Here is a 23,742-nt window from a genome sequence, read left to right as displayed (position 1 = left end):
TTGATTTATGGTTCCGTTTGTAGGTTAAAAACCGAAAGTTACCTTCTCCAATTTCTATGAAAGTATGAAAGACAGTCAATGGGAAAAAATTAAAACCATTGTTGATACAGCAATGGTACTTGCTGGTGAGGAAAAAGAGTCTTACCTCAAAACTGCTTGTCAAGGCTCTCCCGATCTTCTTAAGGAAGTTCAGGAACTGCTCCGATCGATTGAGGAATCAGAAAAAATTAATTTCCTTGAACCGTTATCCGGCAGATACCAAGAACTTATTGTTGCTGATATGGGGAATAACGCGGAAAATACCTATACAGGAGCAACGTATATAGGGAAAGAATTCGGGGCGTATCGCATTTTAGAATCTATCGGTGAAGGCGGAATGGGAACCGTCTATAAAGCCGAACGAACGGATGGAGAATTTCATCACACAGTTGCAATTAAACTCATCAAGCAAGGGGTAGATTCCAAAGAGAATATCCGGCGGTTCAAGATGGAACGGGAAGTTCTTGCAAGGCTGAATCACCCAAATATTGCCCAATTGTTTGATGGTGGGGTCACCACCGAAGGGATTCCATACCTTGTTATGGAATTTGTAGATGGAGTTCCAATTGATCAATACTGCAACAAACATCGGCTCACCATTGACGAACGGCTCAACCTGTTCAAAAAGGTTTGTGCTGCTGTACAATATGCTCACAACAACCTTGTGATTCACCGGGATTTAAAAAACCAGAATATTTTTGTGAATCAGAATGGTGTTGTGAAAATACTGGACTTTGGTGTGGCAAAGCTCCTCGCCGATCCGCTTGACGGAACAACCCTTGTTGAAACGCAGCCCGGACAACGATTTTGGACTCCTCAATATGCCGCCCCCGAACAGGTAAAAGGGGCAGCCATCACCACCGCAACGGATATCTATACTCTGGGAATTTTGCTCTACAAATTGCTGGCTGATGCCTATCCACTGGATTTGAAGGAAAAAAATTTAATGGAGATTAGCAGGGCAGTCCAGGAAGAAGCTGCTGTTCCTCCAAGCAAAAAAATACAGCAAGAAGATTTAAAAACGTGTGCATACCTGCGGAGAATCTCTTCGTCAGAATTGGTAAAAACACTCTCCGGCGATCTTGATGCATTAACCCTCAAAGCCATCCGGAAAGAACCTGAATACCGGTACCACTCGGTAGGGCAACTCCTCGACGATCTCGACAATTATCAAAAAAAATTACCTCTTGTTGCCCGTAACGACACCATAAAATATCGCATCGGAAAACTATTTCGGCGTCATAAAATGGGGATTTCTGTTGCCGCTGTTTTTCTGATTCTGGCCATTGGCTTTGCTGTTTTTTATTCCTACCGCATTACGGCCGAACGTACACAGGCACAACTGGAAGCCGAAAAAGCCACAGAAGTAACAGAATTTATGCTGGGTCTGTTTGAAGCCGGAAACCCAAATGAGGCGATGGGTGATACACTCACAGCTCGTCACCTTCTGAGACTCGGCACAGAACAAGCCAGAGCACTAAACAGGCAACCAGAGGTACAAGCCCAGATGCTTGGTGTGATTGGTCGTGCTTATTACAGCCTTGCTCTCTACGAAAATGCCGATACGCTATTTACTCAGGCGCTTCAAATCAATCGACAAACCTACGGTGAAGTGCACCCCGAAGTAGCGAAAAGTCAACGAAACATAGCTGATCTCTACCGGGCGCAAGGAGTTTTCAACATAGCTGACTCACTTTATTCTGAGGTATTAGTCATGCAAGAAAATCTGTTTGGGAAGGATAGTCCGGAAATTGCTCAAACTCTAAACAGTCTTGCTATAACATTGCGCCATATGGGAGAATACGAGACGGCCGACTCCCTCTATAATAAAGCTCTGACAATACGAAAAACATCATTAGGAACTTCACACCCTCTTGTATCTGAAAGTTTAAGTGGCCTCGCAAGTACACGTTATTTTCTTGGAGATTATGAAACCTCTGAAAACTATTACCGTGAGGCGTTGCAGATCCAACGAAATACATTACCTGAAAATCATTCCAGGATTGCTACAACACTAAACGATTTAGGGGCATTGCTCGATTCCAAAGCAGACTATGAGGCTGCAGAATCTCTCTACCTTGAAGCGCTACAAATTCAGACCGCACTTTATGGAGATGTGCATCCATATGTCGCCTTAACGATGAATAATCTTGCCGTTACAATGGCAAATCAGGGTAAGATGAAAGAAGCACAAGAAACCTATCACAAAGTACTTGAGATTCAGCGAAAATTGTTGGGAGAACAACACCCAAGAATTGCGTTGACTCTTAACAACCTGGGTATGTCTTTCTATTTTAATGGAGATTATGCCAGTGCCGAACCTTATCTGCGCGAAGCGGTAGTAATGAGCGAGGCCATACTGGATAAGAATCATCCTGATGTTGGCTCAAACCTGAATAATCTGGCTCAAACTCTATTTAATTTGGGGCAACTTACAGAAGCATCCCAATTACAGGAACGTGCTGTTTCAATTCATCAAAGAGCTTTTACGAAACCACACCCCCGATTAGCCCGAAGTATCCACAATCTTGCGAAGATTAAAGTCAAACAACATTTATTTGCCGAGTCAGAGCGTTTATTCTTAGAAGCTTTAGAACAGCGTGTTGAACTTCTTGGAAATGATCATCCTGACACGCAGACAAGCTTCCGATATTTAGCTGAATTATATGATACTTGGAACAAACCTGAAAAAGCGGCCGAATATCGTGCTTTGATTGCCAGCCGCAACGACTAATAAAGCAGATTTTTTTGAAATGCTTTTCAACAACAGGTGATATCTGTTTCTGTTTTGGAAATAAATTGTATACGAAAAACAGCACTGAATCAGACCCGCAAACTTTTTAAAATTCACGGGTCCATAAAGACTAAGGCCGAAGTCTTCCAAGCATTCGTGGAAAAGGAATCGTCTCCCGTACGTGCTGCAAACCGCAAATCCATGCCACGGTTCGTTCCAATCCAAGCCCGTAACCAGAATGTGGAACCGACCCAAATCTCCTGAGATCGAGATACCACTCAAATACACTTTTATCCAGGTCTTCCTCTGCTATTCGTTCTTCAAGAACTTCCAGACTGTCTTCCCGTTGACTCCCTCCTACAATCTCTCCATATCCCTCAGGTGCAAGAATATCCATGCCCAAAGCCAGTTTATCCGTTTCGTCGCGCTTCATGTAAAAGGCTTTGATTTCAGCCGGCCAGTGAGTTACAATAACCGGAACATCATATTGCATCATTAAAACGGTTTCGTCGCTGCCGCCAAAATCATTTCCCCATTCAAAATTTCGGGCCGACTCTTTCCATCCCGGAATATTTCTGAGGTCTTCTTCGATCTGGTCCAATCGCGCGCCAATGTCTTTGATCCGCTGATCAATCTGGGCTTTTCTCCATTTTTTGGCCGAGCCGTGCTCTTTTTTAATCTCTTCGCGCTCTTTTGTGATTTCATCTTTTTCTGTTTCGCGGGATTCGGCCATCTCATCCAATAAAGCAGCAGTTTGATCACTTTTCAATTTATCCACCGCTTCGGTGTATGTCATTCGCTTAAACGCATCTGATGCTGTTTTTTCCAACACAGAAGTATCTCTTTCCAGTATTTTCAGCTCTTCCTGCCGTTTTTCCAGAACCGTGGAGACAACCGCCTTAATCATATCTTCCGCCAGATCCATATTCATTTCCAGATCATAAAAAGCCATTTCCGGCTCCATCATCCAAAATTCCGTCAAATGGCGCCGGGTTTTGGATTTCTCGGCACGAAAAGTCGGCCCGAATGTATAAATCAATCCATGGGCCATGGCAAGAGCTTCTCCATATAGCTGACCGGTTTGGGCCAGGTAAGCTTTTTCATCAAAATAATCGGTTTCAAAAAGAGTGGTACTTCCCTCGGCGGCATTTCCGGTAAAAATGGGCGAATCCATCTGCACAAATCCGCGTCCCTGGAAGAAAGTATGAATAGCGAAAATAATTTCGTTTCGAACCCTCATAGCTGCCCATTGCCGCTGACTGCGAAGCCACAGATGGCGGTTTTCCATCAAAAATTCCACACCGTGTTCTTTGGGAGTGATCGGGTAATTCTCGGCAATTTGAATCACTTTTACATCGGTTGCATGCAATTCATATCCGCCAATACTTCGATCATCTTTTATCACCTTTCCGGTGATCTCCAGTGAACTCTCCTGTTTTAGATGACCGGCCGCTTCAAATACTTCTTCAGAAACATCATCTGCCGCTACAATACATTGGCAAAGCCCGGTGCCATCCCGAACTTCCAAAAAGTGGATCGCCTTGCTGCTTCTGATATTATAAATCCAACCTTTTAGAGTTACGCTTTGATCCTGATGGTTGGCCAGACTCTTAATGTAAGTTATACTCATAAATACCTTCTTAAATATCTTTAGAATTGTAGATGGATGATCTGATGTAAAAATACAAGATACGCCGGAAAATTTCCTGATGGGCTAACAAAGTCTTTTTGATGATCTCAATTCACTGGAATCCATTTCCTCTTTTTATAAATAATAGAGAGATCCAGCTATAAAAGTTTGGTAGTAGCAACCATTATCAGGCAAGCATTTCATTAGTAATATCTAATTATAAAACGGTATCAGAAGTCTTATTTTTTAGTTTCCTTGACAAATTCATCAAGGTAAATACCCCCACAAATATATCTGAAAGCATCTTTTCATTAAAAAAAATTGAGTAGTGGCTTGTTCTCCAGTTGATAAAAAAACCCCTTTTGCAGGGCACAAGAAAATAAATGGCAAATACTTTTGGGTGATACTGATCTTGTGCTTTATCCCCTTCCAGGCACAGTCGCAAAATTCGGATATTACGCACATCTATACGAATTACAACGGCGGATGGAGTTCCGGTGTAGGAGCTTTAAACCCAACTCCAACGGATGACTCAAGTATCCTGCTGGGATTTACTGTAGGTGGTACAACCTATTCAACCGGGGTTAATAATACTATCCTGGAAAATTTACTGGGTGCCAGCTCTTATGAAAATACCGAATTCAGAGCCTTGCCTGTAGAAGAGATACAAACAGGTGGAAGTACCTTTATCGGAATTCCATACAGATGGCAGGGTGTTGTTCAGGAAGGAGGCGGATCGAATAGCGGATATCAAACATTACCCTATCAAAATTATATCTACTACTTAACAGATGGCGATCAGGGATTGGAGCTGGGAACCGCTGTATTTAATATAGCACAAGGCTTTAACTCAGAATATCCTGTTGAATCAATTGATGCAAATGAGATTGGCACTGAAACATCGCCGGATATTATTGTTACGCAAATGGGTGATCCCGGTGCGACCGACACCTTCAGGTTTGTGGATACTAACGGAACAACCGTTGGGAATGAAGTTCAGGTCGCGTTAGGAGATATTGATCCTGTGGGAGAATCCATTTGGGCATTTTTTGATCCCGGCACCTTCCAGTATACGGCAAGTCAGCCGGGCAATAGTAATCCTGCAGAGAATACGCGTGCCATTCGGCTGCGTGTTTTTGATCTGGCCGATTTTGGATTAAATGCTTCGAATGTCGATGACGTAACTACTTTTGTTCATATTCTCGGCGGGCAATCTGATGTTGCTTTTGTAGGATCCTACAATGAAAATACCATTACGTTCGTCTTATCCGATTTGGAAATCACGAAAGAAATTTCTCCAACAGGACCGGTAAGTTCCGGGAATACGATTACGTTTATCGTGGAAGTGACCAACAATGGTCCTTCAGATGCCACAAATGTTGTCGTAGAAGATCAGTTGCCCAGTGGATATACCTATCAAAGTGATAATTCCGGGGGATCCTATAATTCTTTGACAGGTGAATGGAATATCGGCTCTCTTGCAAATGGAGCAAGTGAGACATTAGAAATTGTGGCTGTAGTTAATGCCTCTGGCAATTACGAAAATTCAGCTACTGTTACGGGAGATGAATCTGACCCTAACCAACTAAATAATACAGATACAGCTTCTTTGGCAAGTGTTTCCCTAGAATTAACCGGTGGCCCTTGCTGGCGGATGCTTTCTTCTCCCGTTGATGGTTTGACCTATGCTGAAATGCTGGATGGACTTTGGACGCAAGGGGTCGCCGGGGCTGAGTATGAACAGGGGGATTCCAATGTATTTGTCTGGAATAACACCGTTTCTGATAATGAAAGCGGATGGATTGCCCCCACCACACTCAACCAGGAGATTACTCCCGGCACCGGATTTCTCATCAGTGTGTTTGCCGATGACGACTATGATGGTCCCGAGAAGCCTGAAGATCCATTTGCCAAAACCATCTCTCTGTTAGGAGCGGCTCATCAAGGAGATGTCACTCCTCCGATGAACGACACCAACGGCGGGTGGACTCTTGTTGGAAATCCTTATGCCAACCCCATTAGTTTTTCTGCCTTAACGACCGACCAACTCACAGGCGCTGCCTACGTTTATGACCGTAATTATAATGGAACCGGTGGATGGCGAAGTACGGACACGGAAAATTATGGAGATCTGATTGATGGAGCTATTGCTTCGGGACAAGGCTTTTTTGTCCAAAATAACGGAGACGGATCCCTCACCTTCACAGAAGCCACCCAAACAACCGGTGGACAGTTTTATGGCAAAAAGAACGAATTGCGAGATTTTGTACGATTAGAAGTACGAGGGCCATCCGGTGTCAACTCCCTTTGGATTCGATTCTCTGACCGTGGCTCTGAAGAGCGCGTGTATGGAGATGCAATTGAGCTTCAACCGCTTTCTGAAGAATATGCTTTATTTGCCTCTCGAAAAGTGGATGGCACTCTCTCTGATATCGGTCATTTTCCCATGCCGACTGAAGAAATAAATATTCCTGTTTCCGTTCAGGCTACACAACCCGGAACTTACTCCATTTCCGCAACAGACCTGGATATTCCTGTTGGCACAGAACTTTACCTGTACGATCAACACACGGGAGAATCGGTTCCGATTACTTCCTCTCTTGACTATTCCTTTACCCTTTTGCAACAGGAGAAAACTTCACCTGATACGGAGGGAATCGTTCCCTGTACGGCTACTCCACAACAGGCTAAAACCACCGTGGCGGCTGATCGGTTTTTGATTACGACTCTTCAGAATAATAGTACAAGCGAATTGCCAGAAGACATTCGTCTCAAACAAAACTTCCCAAATCCGTTCAATCCTTCTACCATTATTAGTTATGAATTGCCACAGAGTAGCACCGTACGCCTGGAAATTTTTGATATGATTGGGCGACAGGTTGCTACACTTGTTGATGGAATGATAGAAGCCGGAGAACATCAGGTTAATTTTGACGCTTCCCACCTGACCAGCGGAATTTATCTATACAGGCTGACTGCTATCGGATCTAATGGCAGCCAACAGGTTTTCACCAGGAAATTGACAGTCGTTAAATAAATAAAAGGCGTTTTCGTATCAAATGAGAACGCCCAAAAGCTTCACTTCAGTCAATCAAATTGTGCTGAATAGCGTATCGGGTAAAATCAGCATCTGTCTCAAGATCCAGCTTTTCTTTTGCCCGATTCCGATAGGTATAAACGGTTTGAATGGTAATTGAAAGTTGCTTCGCAATTTCTTTGATGGTTTTTCCCATAGCAATCAAGCAAAATACCTGAAACTCACGATCAGACAGCTCCAGATGTTTTTTAAAGCCCGAACTCTGGATGTACTCGGCAAGCTGGGAAGCTACTTCCTTTGTGACATACCTCCGGTTTTGGGATATAATGACCCGAATGGCTCTAATCAATTCGCTGGTAAGATTTTCTCTGTCTTTTGAAAGATATCCTGACGCTCCAGCCTTATATGCCCGAACAGCATACCTCTCCTCGGGATGCATACTCAGCACAATAACCTTTATTTTGGGATAATTGATTTTTATATCCTTCAATACATCCAGGCCGTTTTTATCCGGAAGGGTAATATCAAGAATAACCACATCGGGTTGCTCTGCATGGATCTTTTTCAAGAGTTCCGAAGCATTAGAAGCTTCATCAACAATTTTCATGTCGATAGCTTCTTTTTGAATACGGTTTTTTAGTCCTTCACGAGTGAGTACATGATCGTCAGCTACTACTATCTTTATCATATCTCGGGGTCAGCGCTTTAACATTTTTTGACGAATTAGTGGGGAGTTCAATAAAAAAAGTGGTTCCTGCCAATTCCTGGCTTTCCAACCAGATAGCTCCTCCATGAGCTTCAACAATTTCCTTTGAAATCGACAGACCGAGGCCATGGGATTCTTCATTATCTGTGCCACGCCTTTTTGATGAATGGGAATGAATGTCGAATATTTCATCTATCTTTTGTTCTGGAATACCTATACCGTAATCAGTAATCGAAATGAGCATTGATGAAGGCTTTTTTTCAGCTTTCACCTCAATGGAGGTATTTCTCGGGCTAAATTTTATAGCATTGTCAATTACGTTATTTATCACCCTTGTCATCTTATCCTTATCCATATAAGCGTTAAGTTTGGCTGGGCATTCAAGATGAATGGTTTGATTTTTTTCGTTTGCCTTCAACTGAAGAAGATCAACACAGTTTTGCAAAAATGAGCGTACCGAGACTGATTTTTTTAATACGGGGATTCGCTTAAAGCCATTATTTCCGGTTTTATGAAGGTTAAAATTCAAGATTTCCTTCATAAGTTTGAGGGATTGGTTGGTGGTACTATGAATAAGACCCGCCCATTTTCGATGTTCTTTTCCTAATGTTTCATCACCTTTCATAACTGCAGAAATTTCCCGAACACCCGATAACGGGCTTCGAAGATCGTGACTGACAATACTCATTATTTTTGATATCGCCCTATTTTGTTCCTCAAGCTGCAGATTTTTTTTACGAATGGCATAATTCAGATCTTTTAACCGCAAGACGCTTTTTTGGGAATTTTTCCAGCTTCTCCACACCAGAAAAAGAATAGCCAATGCCATCATTGATATTACAAGTATAAAAATGAAATAGGCGTTGCGTAGTTGGCTATCTGCTTCCATCTGCTCAAGGTGATGTTGATTCTCAAGCAATTGTATTTGACTGTTTAAATCGAGTGTGACAAGTTCTCTTCTGGATTCATACACAGAGGTTTGTAACTCCACATATTGATGGTAAACCTCATAAGCCTGCCTGTAATCTCCATTATTTTCCAACCATTGCCAGGAAGCTTTTAGCCATCTTCTTTTCCCGGTCTCACTCGTATTGGAATCCAGCCACGTTTTCACATTGTTGAGTAATGTGTCGGCTTCAATCATTCGCCCAGCGTTAATGTAAAATTCTGCCAGGTAAATTCTCATAAACTGTGCGTGTTCATCGGCAAAGCCCGGTTGCAGATTTATGCGGATACTCTCTTTCCAGAATTCTTCAGCTTTTTGTTGTTCACCTACTTTGTAAAGCTCATTTGCATAGTTACCCAGGGCAACTCCTTTTGCCATTTCTATAAAATGGCGATTCGCCTCCGTTTTAGCCTTTTCCTCCAGTTCAGTATCAATAACATCTAAAGAGAGGTTTATATAAGACAGAGCACTGTCTGACTGGCTTACTTCCGAATAAGCGGATGCAATATTTTGGAAATACTGGAATTTCTTTTCTGAATACGAAAAGTTGGATGAATCTTCACATACTTCTGTGGCATTCCAGGCCTTATTCCGGTAATCAATTGCATTATGATAATTCTCCTGCATGTAGCTTACCGTAGCCAATCTTCCCAAATATAGAGAAGCAAGGCATGGCGTCTCATCCACATTGATCATTTGCCAGCCCTGGAGCAAATATTGTATGGATGTACCATAAAGTTTTTTCCTTCTTAATACATCCACCTTTCCAAGAATTGCATAGAGATAATGCCTCTGTACGGCCGGATCATCACTTTTATTTTCAAAAAGCTGAAGTGTACGGTCGGCATATCGGAGTGCCACATCAAAATTTCTTCTGTATATATGGTAATACATCGCCGCCATATATTTTCTATACTCGTCCGAAAAACGTGCTTCTTCCCTCTTCGGTTTCATCCTTAAGATAAAGCCGACAGGATCCGGGTTTTCGTTGATTACAAGACTATCTACCAAAGCGTTTATTTGTTCAACTTCTTGCATCACCAAGGCATCGGATGGCACTTGATTTTGAGGAGATTGGCAAGCCGTTCCAAACAAAACCAATACAACCAGGATCCCCGCAAGACCGGTAGAAGTCCTAAAATGATAATCGGTTTTAAAAGCTTTAAATAAGGGTATCTGCATAGCGCCTCTAAGTCATTCTGCCCAATGTAATAAGAAGCCAGGCAACTCTACGAATCCCCTAACATTTTTTGACATTCTTTTTTTCAAACTGAACTACATCATACCCCAAAGAAATAAAATCTTATGTAATAAATTTTATGACACTCAATTTCAGAATTACTATGTCATATGTTCGGCTTAGAAAAAGTTAACATTTATCGAAAGTATCAACTCATAAAAAATGTCTTTTCATCTCAGTTAAACTGCACGATCAAAAGATAGACTTCAACTTTGATATTTCAAGATCAATAGTTTTCAAAATTCAATATTTCGACATGGATAGTCTAATGAAGAGATTAAATAAAGAATATATTCAGATTTTTACTGGTTTGACAGTATATGACCGGCCCGAGAGGCTTCACAAGATTAGGCGCACATCTTTTTTCAGCGTGGCTTCGTTGTTGATGGTTCTCGCCTCGATGGTGACGGTTGTGCCCCAAGCCCATGCACAGCTTGAAACCGTTTCTGGCGGGAGTTTTCTGGGTGATTTACAATCCACAGATTTCGATGATCAGACTGGAACGTTACAGCTCTTCGATTCGGATTTGGGAATACTGACCGGTATTGAAATCACTTATTCAGGTTTCGGCGAAACGGTGATAAATGTTTCTAATCTCGCAGGATCTGGTTCAAGTGCTAATGGAAGTGTCGCAACCTCATTAAATATGTTTTATACGTCTACCAATCCTGATATCGACGAGGTAATTCTAACAACTCCAAACGTAAACACTGCCCCTACTAGCTATTATGATTGGGAGGCCCCTTTGGAGATAACATTCTCTTATCCCATTTCTAATCTTGAACCAGGTGAATCAGTGAGTTCTGGTACATTAACACAAAATGTAGAGGATAATACAGAATCCTTCAGCCCCTCTTCCGGTGATTTCGGTGCCTTCCAGAATGCTGGCGGAGGAACATTCGAGGTCACCTGCTTTTCTGGTACTTATCTAAATACTGCTCTTACTGGTGGTAATAACGAATCAGATCAAGTGACCAGTGCCGGTTGCGGGATGGAAATTACGTATACCTACTTACCTAGTCCTACAAACATCACCATCACTGAAGGCCCTTGCTGGCGTACTATCTCCTCACCTGAAGAACAAAGCTACGCAGACTTTTTTGGCGCTTTTGAAACAGGTGGCACAAACTACGGCGGCCTTTGGACACAAGGAAGTGGTATCACCGGTGCTCGTTCTTCTACCGGAGGTGCAAATGTATTTACATTAAACAGTGACGGAACTGATTGGACCCCTGTTACCAACTTGAACGCAACCATGCCGGCCGGTACCGGAGTGCTTATCTCTGTATTTGAGCAGGATGAGTTTGAAAACGCAAGCTCAGCCGGATTTCCAAAAGTAGCCGATTTCGGTGATATTAGCAGCCCCACCAATCTCACATTGGGAACCCCCAATGGCACTACCAGTGCAGGCGCCGGGTTTAGCATGTTAGGAAATCCATTTAACACTGCCATTGACTTCAACCTTTTATATGAGAATGCCACAGGTATCCAGCAGGCCGCTTGGGTATACGATCGCAACGCTGATGGCGGTAGTGGCGGATGGGTCTCCACCAACGATGCGGGACTCGGAGACTTAACGGATGGCATTATCGCTGCCGGCCAGGGATTTGTTGTGCAAAATACAGCGATTCCTGGCACACCCAGTGTTGACTTTCAGGACCCTGTTAAAATTCCCAAAACCGGAACATTTTATGGGAAAAAGGCTGATAAGCCGGACCACTTGCGCATAGAAGTTCGCGGAGAAAATGTTTATAACTCAGCTTGGGTACAGCTTTCCAATAACGGTAGCATCGCTGAAATTACCAGTAGTGACGTTGTACAGTTTTATCCCTTTGAAGAAGATTATGCTGTGCTTTCTACTGTAAAACAAGGAGAAATGATGGATATCGGGCATTTCCCTTATCCCAGCGAACAGGTAAGCATTCCCCTTTCAATTGAAACCACTTCTAACAAACCGATGACTCTGAGCCTTACCGATTTGAAGATTGGGGTAACGGCACCACTCTACTTGCATGACACCGTTACCGGAGAAAGCATAGAGCTGACCGAGGGAGCTGAGTATACCTTCACCCCAAATGGTGCTCCGGCCAAAGCTATTGTGGGCTGTTTGACTGCCCCCACAGGCTTAACCAGGCCTGCAGGTGTGAACAAAAATACGGGTCCCCGCTTTTTAATTAATACTCAGGCAAGCATCAACAGCGGATCGGAACAGCCATCGGCCTATGATCTGCAACAGAACTATCCAAACCCGTTCAACCCAACTACACAGATAACCTACCAGCTTCCACAACAATCGGAGGTTACCCTTTCAGTTTATGATATGGCAGGTCGTCATGTATCCACACTTGTTAATGAAAGTGTAAACGCGGGAACCCACACGGTGGACTTCGATGGGTCTCGCCTCTCCAGTGGTGTTTACATGTACCGCTTGCACGCCGGATCAACTGTACTTACCCGTAAACTGACACTGATTAAATAAGAGATCAATAAAATGAAGAAATTACACATTGCACTTTTGGTTTTAGTCATTATTGTAGCGGCAGTATTTATACTTCCGGAACTGGCATCAGCCCAGCCACCACCACCACCAAGCAAACCCGAACAGACCCCTATTGATGGCGGTTTGTTTCTTCTTGCAGCAGCTGGCGGTGGATATGCTATTAAAAAGCTTCGGGACAAGAAAGCTTAACAGAAAAGGTGAAGCCGGCAATAGATATCTCTCATTGCCGGTAAGCCAGATATTGATCCCCTTATCATCACTTGAGTTCGGGATAAGGTAGAAGCATTAAAATCACTTCGTCATCTTGAGCGCCCCGAAGGAATCCCTTCGGAACAATTCCGCGATGGTATTTTTCCACCGGAATGAAGTCGAAATATGATGTTCGACTTCATTGACGTTGTTGATTACATTTATCCCGTACTCTTTTTACTTTATGAGGCATTTCCCTGAAAGCAGTTGAATTCTGCTTTTCAAATTAGATACACTGACTAATCTTTCTTTTATCTGATGTAAGTTCTAAGTGTATTTTCGACTCCGTTCCGACCCAAAAAAGAGGCCGAAACTACGCTCAAACTGACAATTCTCAATAGATTTCTATTGAGTCCATATTATTTTGCTTGTACTGAAAATCTACTTTCGAACATCAAGCAAAAAGATCTACTTCCACTCGATCCGAGGCCATTATTTTTTCTCAGGTACAAGCAAAATTTCTGAATACATCGAAGGATCAAAAAAGTCTTTCGAAAAGTTTTGCAGATCACCGGAATTCACTTCATCGATATTCTCTACAAGTTCATCGAGTGTTACATAACGATTAAAGTAGATTTCACTTTTTGCCATCCGGGTCATCCGGTTACTGGTATTTTCCTGTGACAGAAGAAGCTTACCTTTTAGATGTGCTTTCGCTTCCTGTAATTCTTTATCACCCACTTTTTCGTTCTGCATCCGTTCAAATTCTTTATTGATCAGTTCACGCACATGGGGCACATAATCTTTATCGGTGCCGATATACACTCCAAAAAGCCCGGAATCGAGATAAGACTGGTTGAATGGTCCAATAGAATAGCAGTACCCGTATTTTTCGCGAATGTTTTGATGAAGCCGGGAACTCATCCCTCCTCCTAAAAGCGTATTGGCCAGCAGCAATAGGTATTTATCGGGATGATCGTAATTCAGGGCGCGCCGGCCCAGAATCATATGAGCCTGTTCAATCGGCTTGGTAATTTCTTTTTGGGTAACTTCATACGGAGGTAACGGCTGTTCTTCATTCACGGTAGGCTTAGACATCTCGTGATCCAGCAACCGGGTAACTGCATGCACTACTTCCTGATGATCTACATTTCCGGCCACAGCTACCAGCAAATTATCCGGCTGATATCTCTCTTCTATATAATCAAATAAACTCTCACTGGTAAACGACACTACCGTATCCTCAAACCCTAAAACCGGTCTGCCAATAGGATGATCCGGAAAAATCTGATTACTGAATTCTTCAAGGATGACGTCGTCAGGGCTGTCCTTATACATTTTCATCTCTTCCAGCACAACGTTCTTCTCCTTCTGCATTTCCTCTTCCGGAAATGTGGAGTGGCGAACCATATCACTCAGTACGTCTATCGCATCTTCCAGTTTGCTGTCCAGGCACCGCGCATAATAACATGTGTACTCTGTGGAAGTAAAAGCGTTAAGATAACCACCCACCGACTCCATACTTTGGGCAATTTCAAACGCTGAACGGTTTTCGGTGCCTTTAAAAAGCATATGCTCCAAAAAGTGAGTGATGCCCGCTTTGGCGTCCGGTTCATTACGGCTCCCGGTTTTTACCCAGATACCGGCAGAAATACTTTTAATACTATCTATATGTTCGGTAACTATTTTAAGGCCGTTTGGCAGAATGGTTTTTTGAACACTTTGTTTGGTGTCAGTAATCGTCTGTGTCATAAAATGGGTTTAAATCTCAATCATTTATTTGAGCAAAAAATACGAAGAAGCAAGGTTAATAATAAATCGGCAAATAAACGCATTGAATTCGAGCCATATGCTTCTTAATTAGCAGGTGAAAAAGACAACTCAACTATGATATGAAAGGTCTTCTCCTAAGAGATTCTTCGTTCTGCCTTCCTCACGGTTGGCTTCACTCTGAATGACAAGATCACTGAAAATTCTGTCAAAGCAGCGACAGGCAGAATCCTACCTTATATCCATTCCTGATATGCCGCTTTCATACACCCCAAATACACTGTCATCCCGAACGAATGTGAGGGATCTCCTGATGCTTCCCTTGCCCGACAAAATCGTGCTTCTACCATTTATAAAAGCAGATATTTATAAAGTGTCTCGAAGGGATCCCTTTGGGATGTTCAATAAGGAAGGACGAATTCATTCTATACATTTTTACCATTTTTAAATTCAAATTCACGTTAAACATCAACCTTTTCTGTAACAAATCACGAAGACAAGCCTCCTTAAAACACATTAATATTAAAATTCGCTAATAATATTATTTCTTTTTTAGGCTAAACCATTGCTTATTAAATGGTTAGAAGAATTTGCAAATTAGAGCATTCTATGCCAGCATTAATTAATATTAATATTGTTGATGTTTTAAAAATTAATTACTGATATTTGTTAGTTCAGCTGTTATTTACAGCCTGGAAATAAGGATGTAAGCGGATTTTCAGCAAGAATTTTTAATATTAATTTTTTTTAATAAATTAGTTCTTAGAAAGTTGGCTCTATTATCTATAATATTTGACAGACTAAACAGAGAGATACCGAGTTTAGATTCTTCAAACCAAATGGATTCGTATCTTGCGATTCATTTGCTCAAATTCAGATAATATTGTCACTTCTTCGAAACATTTTTAAATTTTAACAAATAACGATCTAAACCATAAATAACCAAAAGGTGAATTAAAATGGGTCAACAACAACTCTTACTCGTAATTCTGGTAACCATTATTGTGGGTATCGCCACTGTGGTTGCTATCAATATCTTCGGAACAGCTGCCGACCAAGCGAATATTGACGCTGTTCGACAGGATCTAATGGCTGCTTCAGTTCAAGCACAAGCTATTTGGACAAGACCAACATTAATGAATGGTGCAAATAGAGATTTTCAGAATGTTACTGACAATACAATTTTGGCTCGACTTAACATTCCTGGAGTTTTAGCAGCAGATAGCTCAAATGTTGAAAATGAAAATGCAACATACACTGCTGAGGCTACAGCAGCAGATGCAATAGAAATCGATGGAATTCCTGAGAGTAACCCAAACATTACCTTAACAGCAACTGTTCAACGAAATGCAACTACAGGTGAATGGGAAGTTACTATAACAGAGCAATAGCAGAGTTTAAATAATTTGTTTAATTTAATTGAGGCAATAATATTATTGCCTCAATTCTTTTTTTTTTAAGCATATAACTTAATCACATGGGACAACAACAATTATTGTTGGTGATATTAGTAGTCATCGTCGTTGGTATATCAACGATTGTTGCTGTTAACGTCCTTGGGATAGGAGCTGATAATGCAAACAGAGACGCAATGCGTCAAGACTTGGTTACCGCTGCCAGCAACATTCAACCCCTTTGGGAGCGTCCATTGATGATGAGTGGAGCCGGGCGTGATTTTAATAATCTAACAATTGGTTCAATATTATACCGCTTAAATATACCTGGCGAATTAGCTATTGATAGCACATCTGTTGAGAATGAAAACGGACTATACAGAGTCAATATTGAAAGTTCTACAAGTCTAAGTATTACTGGAGAACCCAGATCAGGTGGAGGTAATATAGAAATTACTGTCTCCAGAGACTCGGAGACAAATCAGTGGATGTATAGCATTTCAGAGCAGAGTGCAAGTAACTAATAAATATTCATTCATTGGCAGTTTTAAATAAGAACTCATAGAAACAAAATGCCTCAATTCCGTTTCTTAGGAAAAACACCCCAGGGTAAAACCGTTTTACGTGAGTTTGATGCGCCGACCAAAAAGGCCGCAAAAGAGAGAGTATATAAATTAGCCCAAACCCGGTCTTTAAAAGTAGACTCCATCGACGAAAAAAAATTATTTCTGTACCGGGTCCGCAGAAATGGCAGCAAACCGATAGACGGAGAACAGGAGGCCTATTCCTCTGAAGATGTAGAACGCGCCCTTGTAAAAATGGGCTATCGCGTAGACTACGTGCGCAAAAAATGGTTTGATTTTAAGGGTTTGGTGCCCAAAGACGAGGTAGTTACTTTTATTCGCCTTTCGGCTGACCTTTTGCGGCAAAAACTGCCCTACGACCAGATTTTAACCCTTCTTTATGAAGACACCACCAACCGTTCTATGAAGGAGGTTATACGGGCCATTCAAAAAGACCTCCGGGATGGTAAGGAAGGTGCAGAAGTATATGGCAAACACAAAGACATCTTTGGAAAGTTTGCGGCCTATATGCTGGGTGTTGCTTCTACAAGCGGTAATATGGCAAGCGTATTTGAAAGTACGGCAAAATTTGTGGAGCGGGATGCCGACTTCAAAAAAAATCTGAGGCGGGCACTGTTTATGCCAACATTTACACTTCTGGCCGTGATTGCCACATTGCTGTTTTTTGTTGGATACGTATTTCCTATTACCGCTGAAATGTTTCTTGAATTTGACATCGAACTGCCGCCCCTTACAGCCCAGGCGCTGGCCATCAGCTACTGGCTTCAGGACAACTGGTTTCTTGTTACCCTGGCACATATCCTTCCTTTTGTAGTTTTATACGTTATGTGGAAAAACCAAAGGGGGCGTTTGCTTCTTGATCGTCTTCTCTTAAAAATCCCTGTTATCGGAGAATTGCTACATAAAACAAGTATTGAAATTTTTTCTCGAGTATTTCATACTCTTTATAGTGGTTCGGGGCAAAATATTGAAGTAATACGAATCGCCGCAGAAGCCTGCCGGAATACCTATATCGAAAAGCAAATTAAAGAAGTAGCCATTCGCAGAATGCTTGAAGACGGAGCCGGGCTAATTGAAGCCCTCGAAGAAACAAGAGTATTCCCAAAAAGTGCACTTAGCCGTTATCGCCTTGGCGCCGAATCCGGTTCTCTGAAAGAAAATTCGGGCCAGCTAGCCGATTATTACGAAAAGCAGACAACCTATAAAATGGAATCGGTGATTAATTGGATTAATCTTTTCATTAATTTAATTATTTTCCTTGCTCTTATTTACATCACGATTGTGTCTTCTGAAGCGGCTATCATTAAACCGAATTACGGTAGCGGCGGATATGGAGTATAATTCTCTCTTGAGTGAGTATAAGTACGGCCATGCTTCGGGGATCTTGTAATCCCACCGGAAATTCCGCTTTTATCGTTTGTCTGGATACGAAGACCTCCTTCGTATCCCTCGGTTCGGTTCTACCATTCTTTAATGTGAGTTCGATATAAAATTTATTGTACATCGTCAGGTTGAGCGTCGTTTCTACTTTTTTTAGTCGGAACGGAGTCGAAAACACATTTCAACTTCCCCGGCTGTTTGGGACAAGCTATTTCGAAGTAAAAGCAAAGAACTTCTGTTCAACATGAAAAGTAAACCTTGATTGGCAGAGGTATAACGTTTTGAACACAGCACGGGAGAAATCGCAGTATCGGCTCACTTGGGAGTCATCATGTTGTGAATCTGTGTGCAAATCGTGCCTCCGGAAGTAATCACAGTTGAGAGTTTTTTTGGTTACTTTTGGCGGTCCAAAAGTAACAAGACAAAACCAATACAAGTCTATGTGATGCATTATGTTTAAAATCTGTAATATTAAGCGGAATGCAGACAAATACAGAGAGCCACGAATATATCCCATACCGAGGGTATCATCTTTTGTGTTGTATTTGTACGTTTAGCGTAAAGTTGATCTGTGAACCCTGAATTTTATTTTAGTTTGTATGAGAGATAAAGAGAAACTTATCAATGAGGTTATAGCTCTTCCTGTTAAAGATAAAGCAGAGATAATTGATCTTCTCATTAAGAGCCTACACGTGCCTGATGAGGCTATTGATCGTCTTTGGAAAAAGGAAGCCGAAAGCCGGATAAATGCTTATCAGGAAGGAAAGATTTCATCCGTATCGGTTGAAGAAGCGATCTTGAAGTTTAAAAATCGGTAATTTTGGAAATACGATTGTTAACTCCAGCAGAGAAAGAACTGGAAGATGCATTCGATTTTTATGAAAAACAGATTCGTGGATTGGGTTCTGAATTTATCGATGACATTCTCGCTGCCTTTAAAAGAATTCGAACAAATCCCACAGCATGGACTCCCTTTTCAAAGCGAACACATCGATGTCTGACAAACCGCTTTCCTTATGGAATAATCTATCAAATTATAGATGAAAATCTCATATTGATAGTTGCTATTGCACACCTCCACAGAAAGCCTGGCTATTGGAAAGATCGGATTGAGACATGAATGTATTTTCTGGTTACAATGGTCTCCTTCGTAATCCTTCCCTGGAGGTTCTGCTTTTATATTACGTTACGCTGTTGGACTTCCAATTCTTAAGCCTTGATTGGTGTATTTATGGTTTGAAACAAAGCGCCGGAGAAATCACAGCTGAGAGTTTTTGGTTACTTTTGGCGGTCCAAAAATAACAAGACAAAACCAATACAAGGCTATGTGATGCATTATGTTTAAAATCTGTAATATTAAGCGAAATGCAGACAAACGTAGAGAGACGGGATGGAGTTGAAAGATCTTTTATAAAGACAAAGGCTAATTTTATGAGATATCCCCCGCCCTGGAAACGCGTTTATTCAATTTATCAACCTCATTTCATACTTTAAACTCTGAATAAACGTTTACTTGTAAAGTGTAAAAGCAAACCGCTTCTTCTTTACTGCATTCCCATATCAATCGGTCTCAATACTTAATTACTCAAAAAACGCTTATATTGTAAATAATTGAATATTAAGTATATTATTAGGTCTACAGGATTCAGGTCACCCTTCACATTATTGGCTGTAAGGCACACTTCATTGCAACATGAACACCGTTAAAAAAAATAACTTCTTCGTTCGAAAACGGCTTGGAGAAGCTCTTATCGAAAGCGATATTATCAGCCGTGAGAATCTGGAAAAGGCTATAAAAACCCATCAATCAGAGCCAGCTTCTATTCGCCGGCGCCTCAGTTCCATTATTGTTGAAGATTTTGGTGCAGACCGCCATGAAGTAATGAAGACGATCTCCCGTCTTTATGCTTTTCGGGAGGTATTGCCAAATGGTTCCCCTTCAAAAAAATTGATAGAGAACATCCGAAAAATGATGGATGAAATTCCTGAAGAGGTTGGGGATGAAATGATCTATCGTAAAGCGGTACCCTTTAAAGCCGATAAAGATCTTATAATTCTTGCCGCTGCAGATCCAACAGACCCTCAGCTTTCCATCATTGCTTCTGAGCTGCCCTATAAACTTTATGAATTAACCTATTGTAAACAGGAAACGGTTGAATTCATTATCAATAAAGTTTATGAGCAGAGAAACGAGTTTCTCAGAATTCTGGATGATATTGAATACGAAGAGCCGGAAATCACAGAAGAAGAGCTGGATGAGGAAGAACTTGATGCCGAGATTAATAAAAGCATGCTTAACTCCCTTGTGGAGGGTATGCTGGTTGAGGCTGTTCGAAAAGGCGCCAGTGATATTCATATTATTCCCGGTAAAAAAAATATGACGGACATCCTTTTCCGTTTGGACGGCCGTCTCAGGGTGTGGCATACACAGCCAAATATAAAACCTGAAGCCCTGTCAGCTGTCGTAAAAGACAAAACAATGAATGTGGACCGTTTCGAAAGAGATTCTACACAAGATGGTTACATACAACGTAGAATTGATGCCACAAATATTCGGTTCCGCGTATCGATCATGCCAATGGTAGGCGAAGAGTTTGAGCGTAAGTTCGAGTCTGTTGTTATCCGGGTATTGGACGATAGAAAGGTTATTACGGACCTTAACAAGCTTGGTTTGCAGGAAAAGGCTCATGAAGATTTTAACAAGGCCATTCATCAGCCTTCCGGAATCGTTATAATCACTGGCCCGACGGGATCTGGTAAATCGACCACTTTGGTTGCTGCGTTACATACGGTTATGAGTTCTGAATTCAATGTTTTGACAATTGAGGAACCCGTAGAATACCTGATTAAGGGAGCGCGCCAGTTAAAAATTTCAGAAAACATGTCCTTTGATCAGGCAATGCGCGGAATCTTGCGGCATGACCCTGATATTGTACTCGTAGGTGAGATTCGGGATCTCAAAACGGCAGAAATTGCCATTAAACTTGCCAATACCGGTCACCTTACCTTCTCCACACTTCACACCAATGACGCCCCCAGTGCCGTATCGCGTTTGTTTAAAATGGGTGTGGAACCTTTCCTTATTGCCAATGCCATTAACCTGGTGATGGCTCAGCGGCTTGTCCGAAAACTCTGCACTCGCTGTAAACAGCCTTTTGATAAAGATGCGATTAGGCAGCCTGCCCGAAATCTTGGATTTACAGATGACGAAATTGATAAAATCACTTTTTACAAGGCCGTTGGTTGTGATAAATGTAACAATGGCTATGATGGGCGAATTGCCATAATGGAAGCTTTGTTTTTTGATAATGAAATAAAACGAATGATATTCGATGCAGGTGACGAAATTGATGAAGACGCACTTCGCAAACATGCCACCAGTAAGGGGATGTTAACCCTGAGAGCATCAGGGCGACAACGAATCAGAAATGGTATTACAACGATCGACGAAGTGATGGCCATCACTTTAGAAGATTAATGAAATAACAAACCTTTTGAAAAACTTTGCAAGAAATAACAAAAGGATTCAGTGCATATAAGATTTATTTATTAAAAATTATTAATATTACTAATATTTGATTATTAAGATAATACTACGCTAAACAGTACTTTGGATTTTTGCGGGGGTGATTGACTTGGCCGGTAATATGTTTACTGCCAATTTAATGAATGGCGCGAATGGGACTATTCGTGCTTTTATGCTAAAAGCAAAAAAGAAGTTACTTGCTAACTCTCTTACATAAAAATGATCAGACTGTTTACGCTCAAGATATCTGAAATTTTGGGTGCAATTTGATATCAAAAATGAAATGTTTTTTGATGAAAAAAGATAATCTAAGATTGGCGAATAATGGATAGTCAAAAAAATGACTTGTTACATCATCAGCGAGTACAACAGGTTTTGGATGTAACTCCACTCCTGCTTCGTAAATTTCCGCCGGAAGATTTCAGAGAGTTTTTATTATGTGGAAAACTTGAAGAATACAATGCGGGTGATACCATAGTTTCTGAAAAAGACCTCTTTGTAAATGACGGTTTTTTGGTTACAGATGGCAGTGTTTCTCTTTTTAAAGAAGATGTTTATATAGCTAAACTTCAGGCTGGGGATTTTATCGGTGAGACTTTTTTATTTAAAAACAGGGCTCCCTCAGGTACATTGATCGCTACAAGGCCCGCAGCAGTCATACGTTTTGAGCGGGAAACCGTACTAAAATTCTTTGAAGGAAGGCCTGATCGCTTATTTAAGATCTTTATCATGAATTTAATAGACCTGCAAAATCAAAAGCTTATTTACGCAGGAAAAAAACTATTGTATATTCAACGGAAATTGATTCATCAACCTAACGAGGATAACTAAGGGAGTTATGGCTACATCAGTACAAGAGGATATTAAATCCTATTTTGACAAAACCTTATCGGTGGTTCCCGAAGAGCTTAGGGGAATGGATGTAGTTCAATATCTGATCAATCTTGTATATGAGTTGCCCTCCGATGAGCGAAAAATGCTCAGAAATCATATAGAAGAGTATTTAAACCGTATGCAAAAAGTTGAAGCATCGGATGTTGATCTTGGAGGAGATGGCTGTAACGGGAAGGTATGGTATCGTATTCATGGCACGAAAAAAGCCTGGGAGAAAAGCCAGCAGTATACATTACTTGAAACAAATTTATTGATTCTCAATTTGCTCAGTGATGAACAGATGGAGCATCTTGTGATGAATCGCAGTATCGACTTTTCATATTCGCTTTCATTCGACAGAGACCGCCGTTATCGTGCTACCGTCTATTTCGACATGGATAATCTTGCGATGAACATGCGCCAGATTAACAATGAAATCAGGCCATTTTCCGGGTTGAATCTTCACCCGGAAGTTGCACGGCATTTAAGCCTCAAATATTTAAAATACGGTTTAACGTTGGTAACCGGTATTACGGGGTCCGGTAAATCAACCACACTGGATACAATCATAGATGCAAATAACCGATCTGTCAGAGGGCATATTGTTATCGTTGCCTCCCCGATAGAGTTGGTTCATAAACCACAAAAGTGTATCATTCGGCACAGGGAAGTTGGAAAGGATGTTGCGTCATTTCGGGATGGAATTGTTCAGGCCATGCGACAGGATCCGGATATTGTAGTTATTGGAGAACTTCGTGATGATGTAGCCATTCGGAATGCACTTGAGGTGACTGACTCAGGACACAAAGTATTTTCAACCCTTCATACGGCTTCGGCTATGGAGAGTATTGACAGAATTATTGGTGAAACTCCTTTAAATGAACAGGAACGGGTTCGGGTTCGTCTTGCCGATGTTTTGACATGTGTAATTAGCCAGAAATTGATTAATACTCTTGAAGGAACTCGTGTGTTAGCAAAAGAAGTACTTCTTGCCACTCCGCCTGTACGGGCAGCTATTAAGAATAATAATGTCTCAGAGATTTACCAGATGTTGAATGAAGGCGGTCAGTTCGGCATGCATACGTTAGAGCAGGATTTGGTACGATTGGTAAATCAGCGAATAATTAGTCCCGAAGAAGCAATTAACCAAGCAAACAATAAAACTCGCATCAAACAACTTTTAAGATAAAAGAT

At 41.4% G+C, this 23,742-nt stretch carries 17 protein-coding genes; 13 read left to right on the top strand and 4 right to left on the bottom strand.

Annotated features, from left to right (window positions below):
* Nucleotides 1-64 precede the first annotated feature (64 nt).
* The gene (locus L0B18_RS07705; protein ID WP_234570986.1) at nucleotides 65-2,773 is read left to right on the top strand and encodes a serine/threonine-protein kinase; all 2,709 of its coding nucleotides are present in this window, start codon (nucleotides 65-67) and stop codon (nucleotides 2,771-2,773) included.
* A 130-nt stretch (nucleotides 2,774-2,903) separates the two neighbouring features.
* Here the strand turns inward: L0B18_RS07705 and L0B18_RS07700 are convergent, their stop codons facing one another.
* Complete coding sequence (locus L0B18_RS07700; protein WP_234570984.1) at nucleotides 2,904-4,403, bottom strand: asparagine--tRNA ligase; 1,500 nt, start codon at nucleotides 4,401-4,403, stop codon at nucleotides 2,904-2,906.
* Between the two features lie 328 nt (nucleotides 4,404-4,731).
* On the opposite strand from L0B18_RS07700, the gene L0B18_RS07695 reads away from it, so the two are divergent.
* Nucleotides 4,732-7,440, top strand: coding sequence for a T9SS type A sorting domain-containing protein (locus tag L0B18_RS07695; RefSeq protein WP_234570982.1), 2,709 nt, complete (start codon nucleotides 4,732-4,734; stop codon nucleotides 7,438-7,440).
* A gap of 46 nt (nucleotides 7,441-7,486) precedes the next feature.
* Here L0B18_RS07695 and L0B18_RS07690 read toward each other — a convergent pair whose 3' ends face one another.
* Together L0B18_RS07690 and L0B18_RS07685 are read right to left on the bottom strand one after the other, a co-directional pair.
* Nucleotides 7,487-8,128 (bottom strand): response regulator, encoded by a 642-nt coding sequence (locus L0B18_RS07690; protein ID WP_234570980.1) that lies wholly within the window; start codon nucleotides 8,126-8,128, stop codon nucleotides 7,487-7,489.
* A complete protein-coding gene (locus L0B18_RS07685; RefSeq protein WP_234570978.1) occupies nucleotides 8,106-10,274 on the bottom strand; it encodes a sensor histidine kinase in 2,169 nt (722 codons plus the stop codon). The genes L0B18_RS07690 and L0B18_RS07685 overlap by 23 nt, the downstream gene beginning before the upstream one ends.
* A 326-nt stretch (nucleotides 10,275-10,600) precedes the next feature.
* Between L0B18_RS07685 and L0B18_RS07680 the strand changes: the two genes are divergently transcribed.
* Both L0B18_RS07680 and L0B18_RS07675 read left to right on the top strand, forming a co-directional pair.
* On the top strand, nucleotides 10,601-12,811 hold the full coding sequence (locus L0B18_RS07680) for a choice-of-anchor E domain-containing protein (RefSeq protein ID WP_234570976.1): 2,211 nt from the start codon (nucleotides 10,601-10,603) through the stop codon (nucleotides 12,809-12,811).
* 12 nt (nucleotides 12,812-12,823) lie between these two features.
* Nucleotides 12,824-13,021 carry a PID-CTERM protein-sorting domain-containing protein gene (locus tag L0B18_RS07675; protein WP_234570974.1) on the top strand — a complete coding sequence of 66 codons (198 nt, stop codon included), beginning with the start codon at nucleotides 12,824-12,826 and terminating at the stop codon, nucleotides 13,019-13,021.
* 492 nt (nucleotides 13,022-13,513) lie between these two features.
* On the opposite strand, the gene L0B18_RS07670 is transcribed toward L0B18_RS07675, so the two are convergent.
* Nucleotides 13,514-14,773 (bottom strand): M16 family metallopeptidase, encoded by a 1,260-nt coding sequence (locus L0B18_RS07670; RefSeq protein WP_234570972.1) that lies wholly within the window; start codon nucleotides 14,771-14,773, stop codon nucleotides 13,514-13,516.
* A 202-nt stretch (nucleotides 14,774-14,975) separates the two neighbouring features.
* On the opposite strand from L0B18_RS07670, the gene L0B18_RS07665 reads away from it, so the two are divergent.
* The 9 genes from L0B18_RS07665 (at nucleotide 14,976) to L0B18_RS07625 (ending at nucleotide 23,737) form a co-directional block, all read left to right on the top strand.
* Nucleotides 14,976-15,239 carry a hypothetical protein gene (locus tag L0B18_RS07665; protein ID WP_234570969.1) on the top strand — a complete coding sequence of 88 codons (264 nt, stop codon included), beginning with the start codon at nucleotides 14,976-14,978 and terminating at the stop codon, nucleotides 15,237-15,239.
* A 511-nt stretch (nucleotides 15,240-15,750) separates the two neighbouring features.
* Nucleotides 15,751-16,182: a hypothetical protein gene (locus L0B18_RS07660; RefSeq protein WP_234570967.1), complete on the top strand. Its 432-nt coding sequence runs from the start codon at nucleotides 15,751-15,753 to the stop codon at nucleotides 16,180-16,182.
* Between the two features lie 86 nt (nucleotides 16,183-16,268).
* Entirely contained in the window at nucleotides 16,269-16,709 is a 441-nt protein-coding gene (locus tag L0B18_RS07655) for a hypothetical protein (RefSeq protein ID WP_234570965.1), read from the top strand.
* Nucleotides 16,710-16,757: 48 nt separating this feature from the next.
* Nucleotides 16,758-18,110 carry a type II secretion system F family protein gene (locus L0B18_RS07650; protein WP_234570963.1) on the top strand — a complete coding sequence of 451 codons (1,353 nt, stop codon included), beginning with the start codon at nucleotides 16,758-16,760 and terminating at the stop codon, nucleotides 18,108-18,110.
* A 638-nt stretch (nucleotides 18,111-18,748) separates the two neighbouring features.
* On the top strand, nucleotides 18,749-18,967 hold the full coding sequence (locus L0B18_RS07645) for an addiction module protein (RefSeq protein ID WP_234570961.1): 219 nt from the start codon (nucleotides 18,749-18,751) through the stop codon (nucleotides 18,965-18,967).
* A 14-nt stretch (nucleotides 18,968-18,981) separates the two neighbouring features.
* Nucleotides 18,982-19,269 carry a type II toxin-antitoxin system RelE/ParE family toxin gene (locus tag L0B18_RS07640; RefSeq protein WP_234570960.1) on the top strand — a complete coding sequence of 96 codons (288 nt, stop codon included), beginning with the start codon at nucleotides 18,982-18,984 and terminating at the stop codon, nucleotides 19,267-19,269.
* Nucleotides 19,270-19,842: 573 nt separating this feature from the next.
* On the top strand, nucleotides 19,843-21,627 hold the full coding sequence (locus L0B18_RS07635; protein WP_234570958.1) for a GspE/PulE family protein: 1,785 nt from the start codon (nucleotides 19,843-19,845) through the stop codon (nucleotides 21,625-21,627).
* Nucleotides 21,628-21,999: 372 nt separating this feature from the next.
* Nucleotides 22,000-22,506: a cyclic nucleotide-binding domain-containing protein gene (locus tag L0B18_RS07630; protein ID WP_234570956.1), complete on the top strand. Its 507-nt coding sequence runs from the start codon at nucleotides 22,000-22,002 to the stop codon at nucleotides 22,504-22,506.
* A 7-nt stretch (nucleotides 22,507-22,513) separates the two neighbouring features.
* Complete coding sequence (locus L0B18_RS07625) at nucleotides 22,514-23,737, top strand: type IV pilus twitching motility protein PilT (RefSeq protein ID WP_234570954.1); 1,224 nt, start codon at nucleotides 22,514-22,516, stop codon at nucleotides 23,735-23,737.
* Nucleotides 23,738-23,742: the final 5 nt, after the last annotated feature.

The sequence above is a fragment of the Rhodohalobacter sp. 614A genome, assembly GCF_021462415.1.
GTDB lineage: Bacteria > Bacteroidota > Rhodothermia > Balneolales > Balneolaceae > Rhodohalobacter.
This window is presented reverse-complemented; position numbering and strand designations above follow the sequence as displayed.

What these genes read in the sequence shown, in the direction of transcription:
- L0B18_RS07690 (WP_234570980.1), bottom strand. Translation starts at nt 8,128, where the DNA reads ATGATAAAGATAGTAGTAGCTGACGATCATGTACTCACTCGTGAAGGA.
- L0B18_RS07665 (WP_234570969.1), top strand. Translation starts at nt 14,976, where the DNA reads ATGACAAGATCACTGAAAATTCTGTCAAAGCAGCGACAGGCAGAATCC.
- L0B18_RS07705 (WP_234570986.1), top strand. Translation starts at nt 65, where the DNA reads ATGAAAGACAGTCAATGGGAAAAAATTAAAACCATTGTTGATACAGCA.
- L0B18_RS07680 (WP_234570976.1), top strand. Translation starts at nt 10,601, where the DNA reads ATGAAGAGATTAAATAAAGAATATATTCAGATTTTTACTGGTTTGACA.
- L0B18_RS07685 (WP_234570978.1), bottom strand. Translation starts at nt 10,274, where the DNA reads ATGCAGATACCCTTATTTAAAGCTTTTAAAACCGATTATCATTTTAGG.
- L0B18_RS07645 (WP_234570961.1), top strand. Translation starts at nt 18,749, where the DNA reads ATGAGAGATAAAGAGAAACTTATCAATGAGGTTATAGCTCTTCCTGTT.
- L0B18_RS07675 (WP_234570974.1), top strand. Translation starts at nt 12,824, where the DNA reads ATGAAGAAATTACACATTGCACTTTTGGTTTTAGTCATTATTGTAGCG.
- L0B18_RS07700 (WP_234570984.1), bottom strand. Translation starts at nt 4,403, where the DNA reads ATGAGTATAACTTACATTAAGAGTCTGGCCAACCATCAGGATCAAAGC.
- L0B18_RS07655 (WP_234570965.1), top strand. Translation starts at nt 16,269, where the DNA reads ATGGGACAACAACAATTATTGTTGGTGATATTAGTAGTCATCGTCGTT.
- L0B18_RS07635 (WP_234570958.1), top strand. Translation starts at nt 19,843, where the DNA reads ATGAACACCGTTAAAAAAAATAACTTCTTCGTTCGAAAACGGCTTGGA.
- L0B18_RS07670 (WP_234570972.1), bottom strand. Translation starts at nt 14,773, where the DNA reads ATGACACAGACGATTACTGACACCAAACAAAGTGTTCAAAAAACCATT.
- L0B18_RS07625 (WP_234570954.1), top strand. Translation starts at nt 22,514, where the DNA reads ATGGCTACATCAGTACAAGAGGATATTAAATCCTATTTTGACAAAACC.
- L0B18_RS07630 (WP_234570956.1), top strand. Translation starts at nt 22,000, where the DNA reads ATGGATAGTCAAAAAAATGACTTGTTACATCATCAGCGAGTACAACAG.
- L0B18_RS07650 (WP_234570963.1), top strand. Translation starts at nt 16,758, where the DNA reads ATGCCTCAATTCCGTTTCTTAGGAAAAACACCCCAGGGTAAAACCGTT.
- L0B18_RS07660 (WP_234570967.1), top strand. Translation starts at nt 15,751, where the DNA reads ATGGGTCAACAACAACTCTTACTCGTAATTCTGGTAACCATTATTGTG.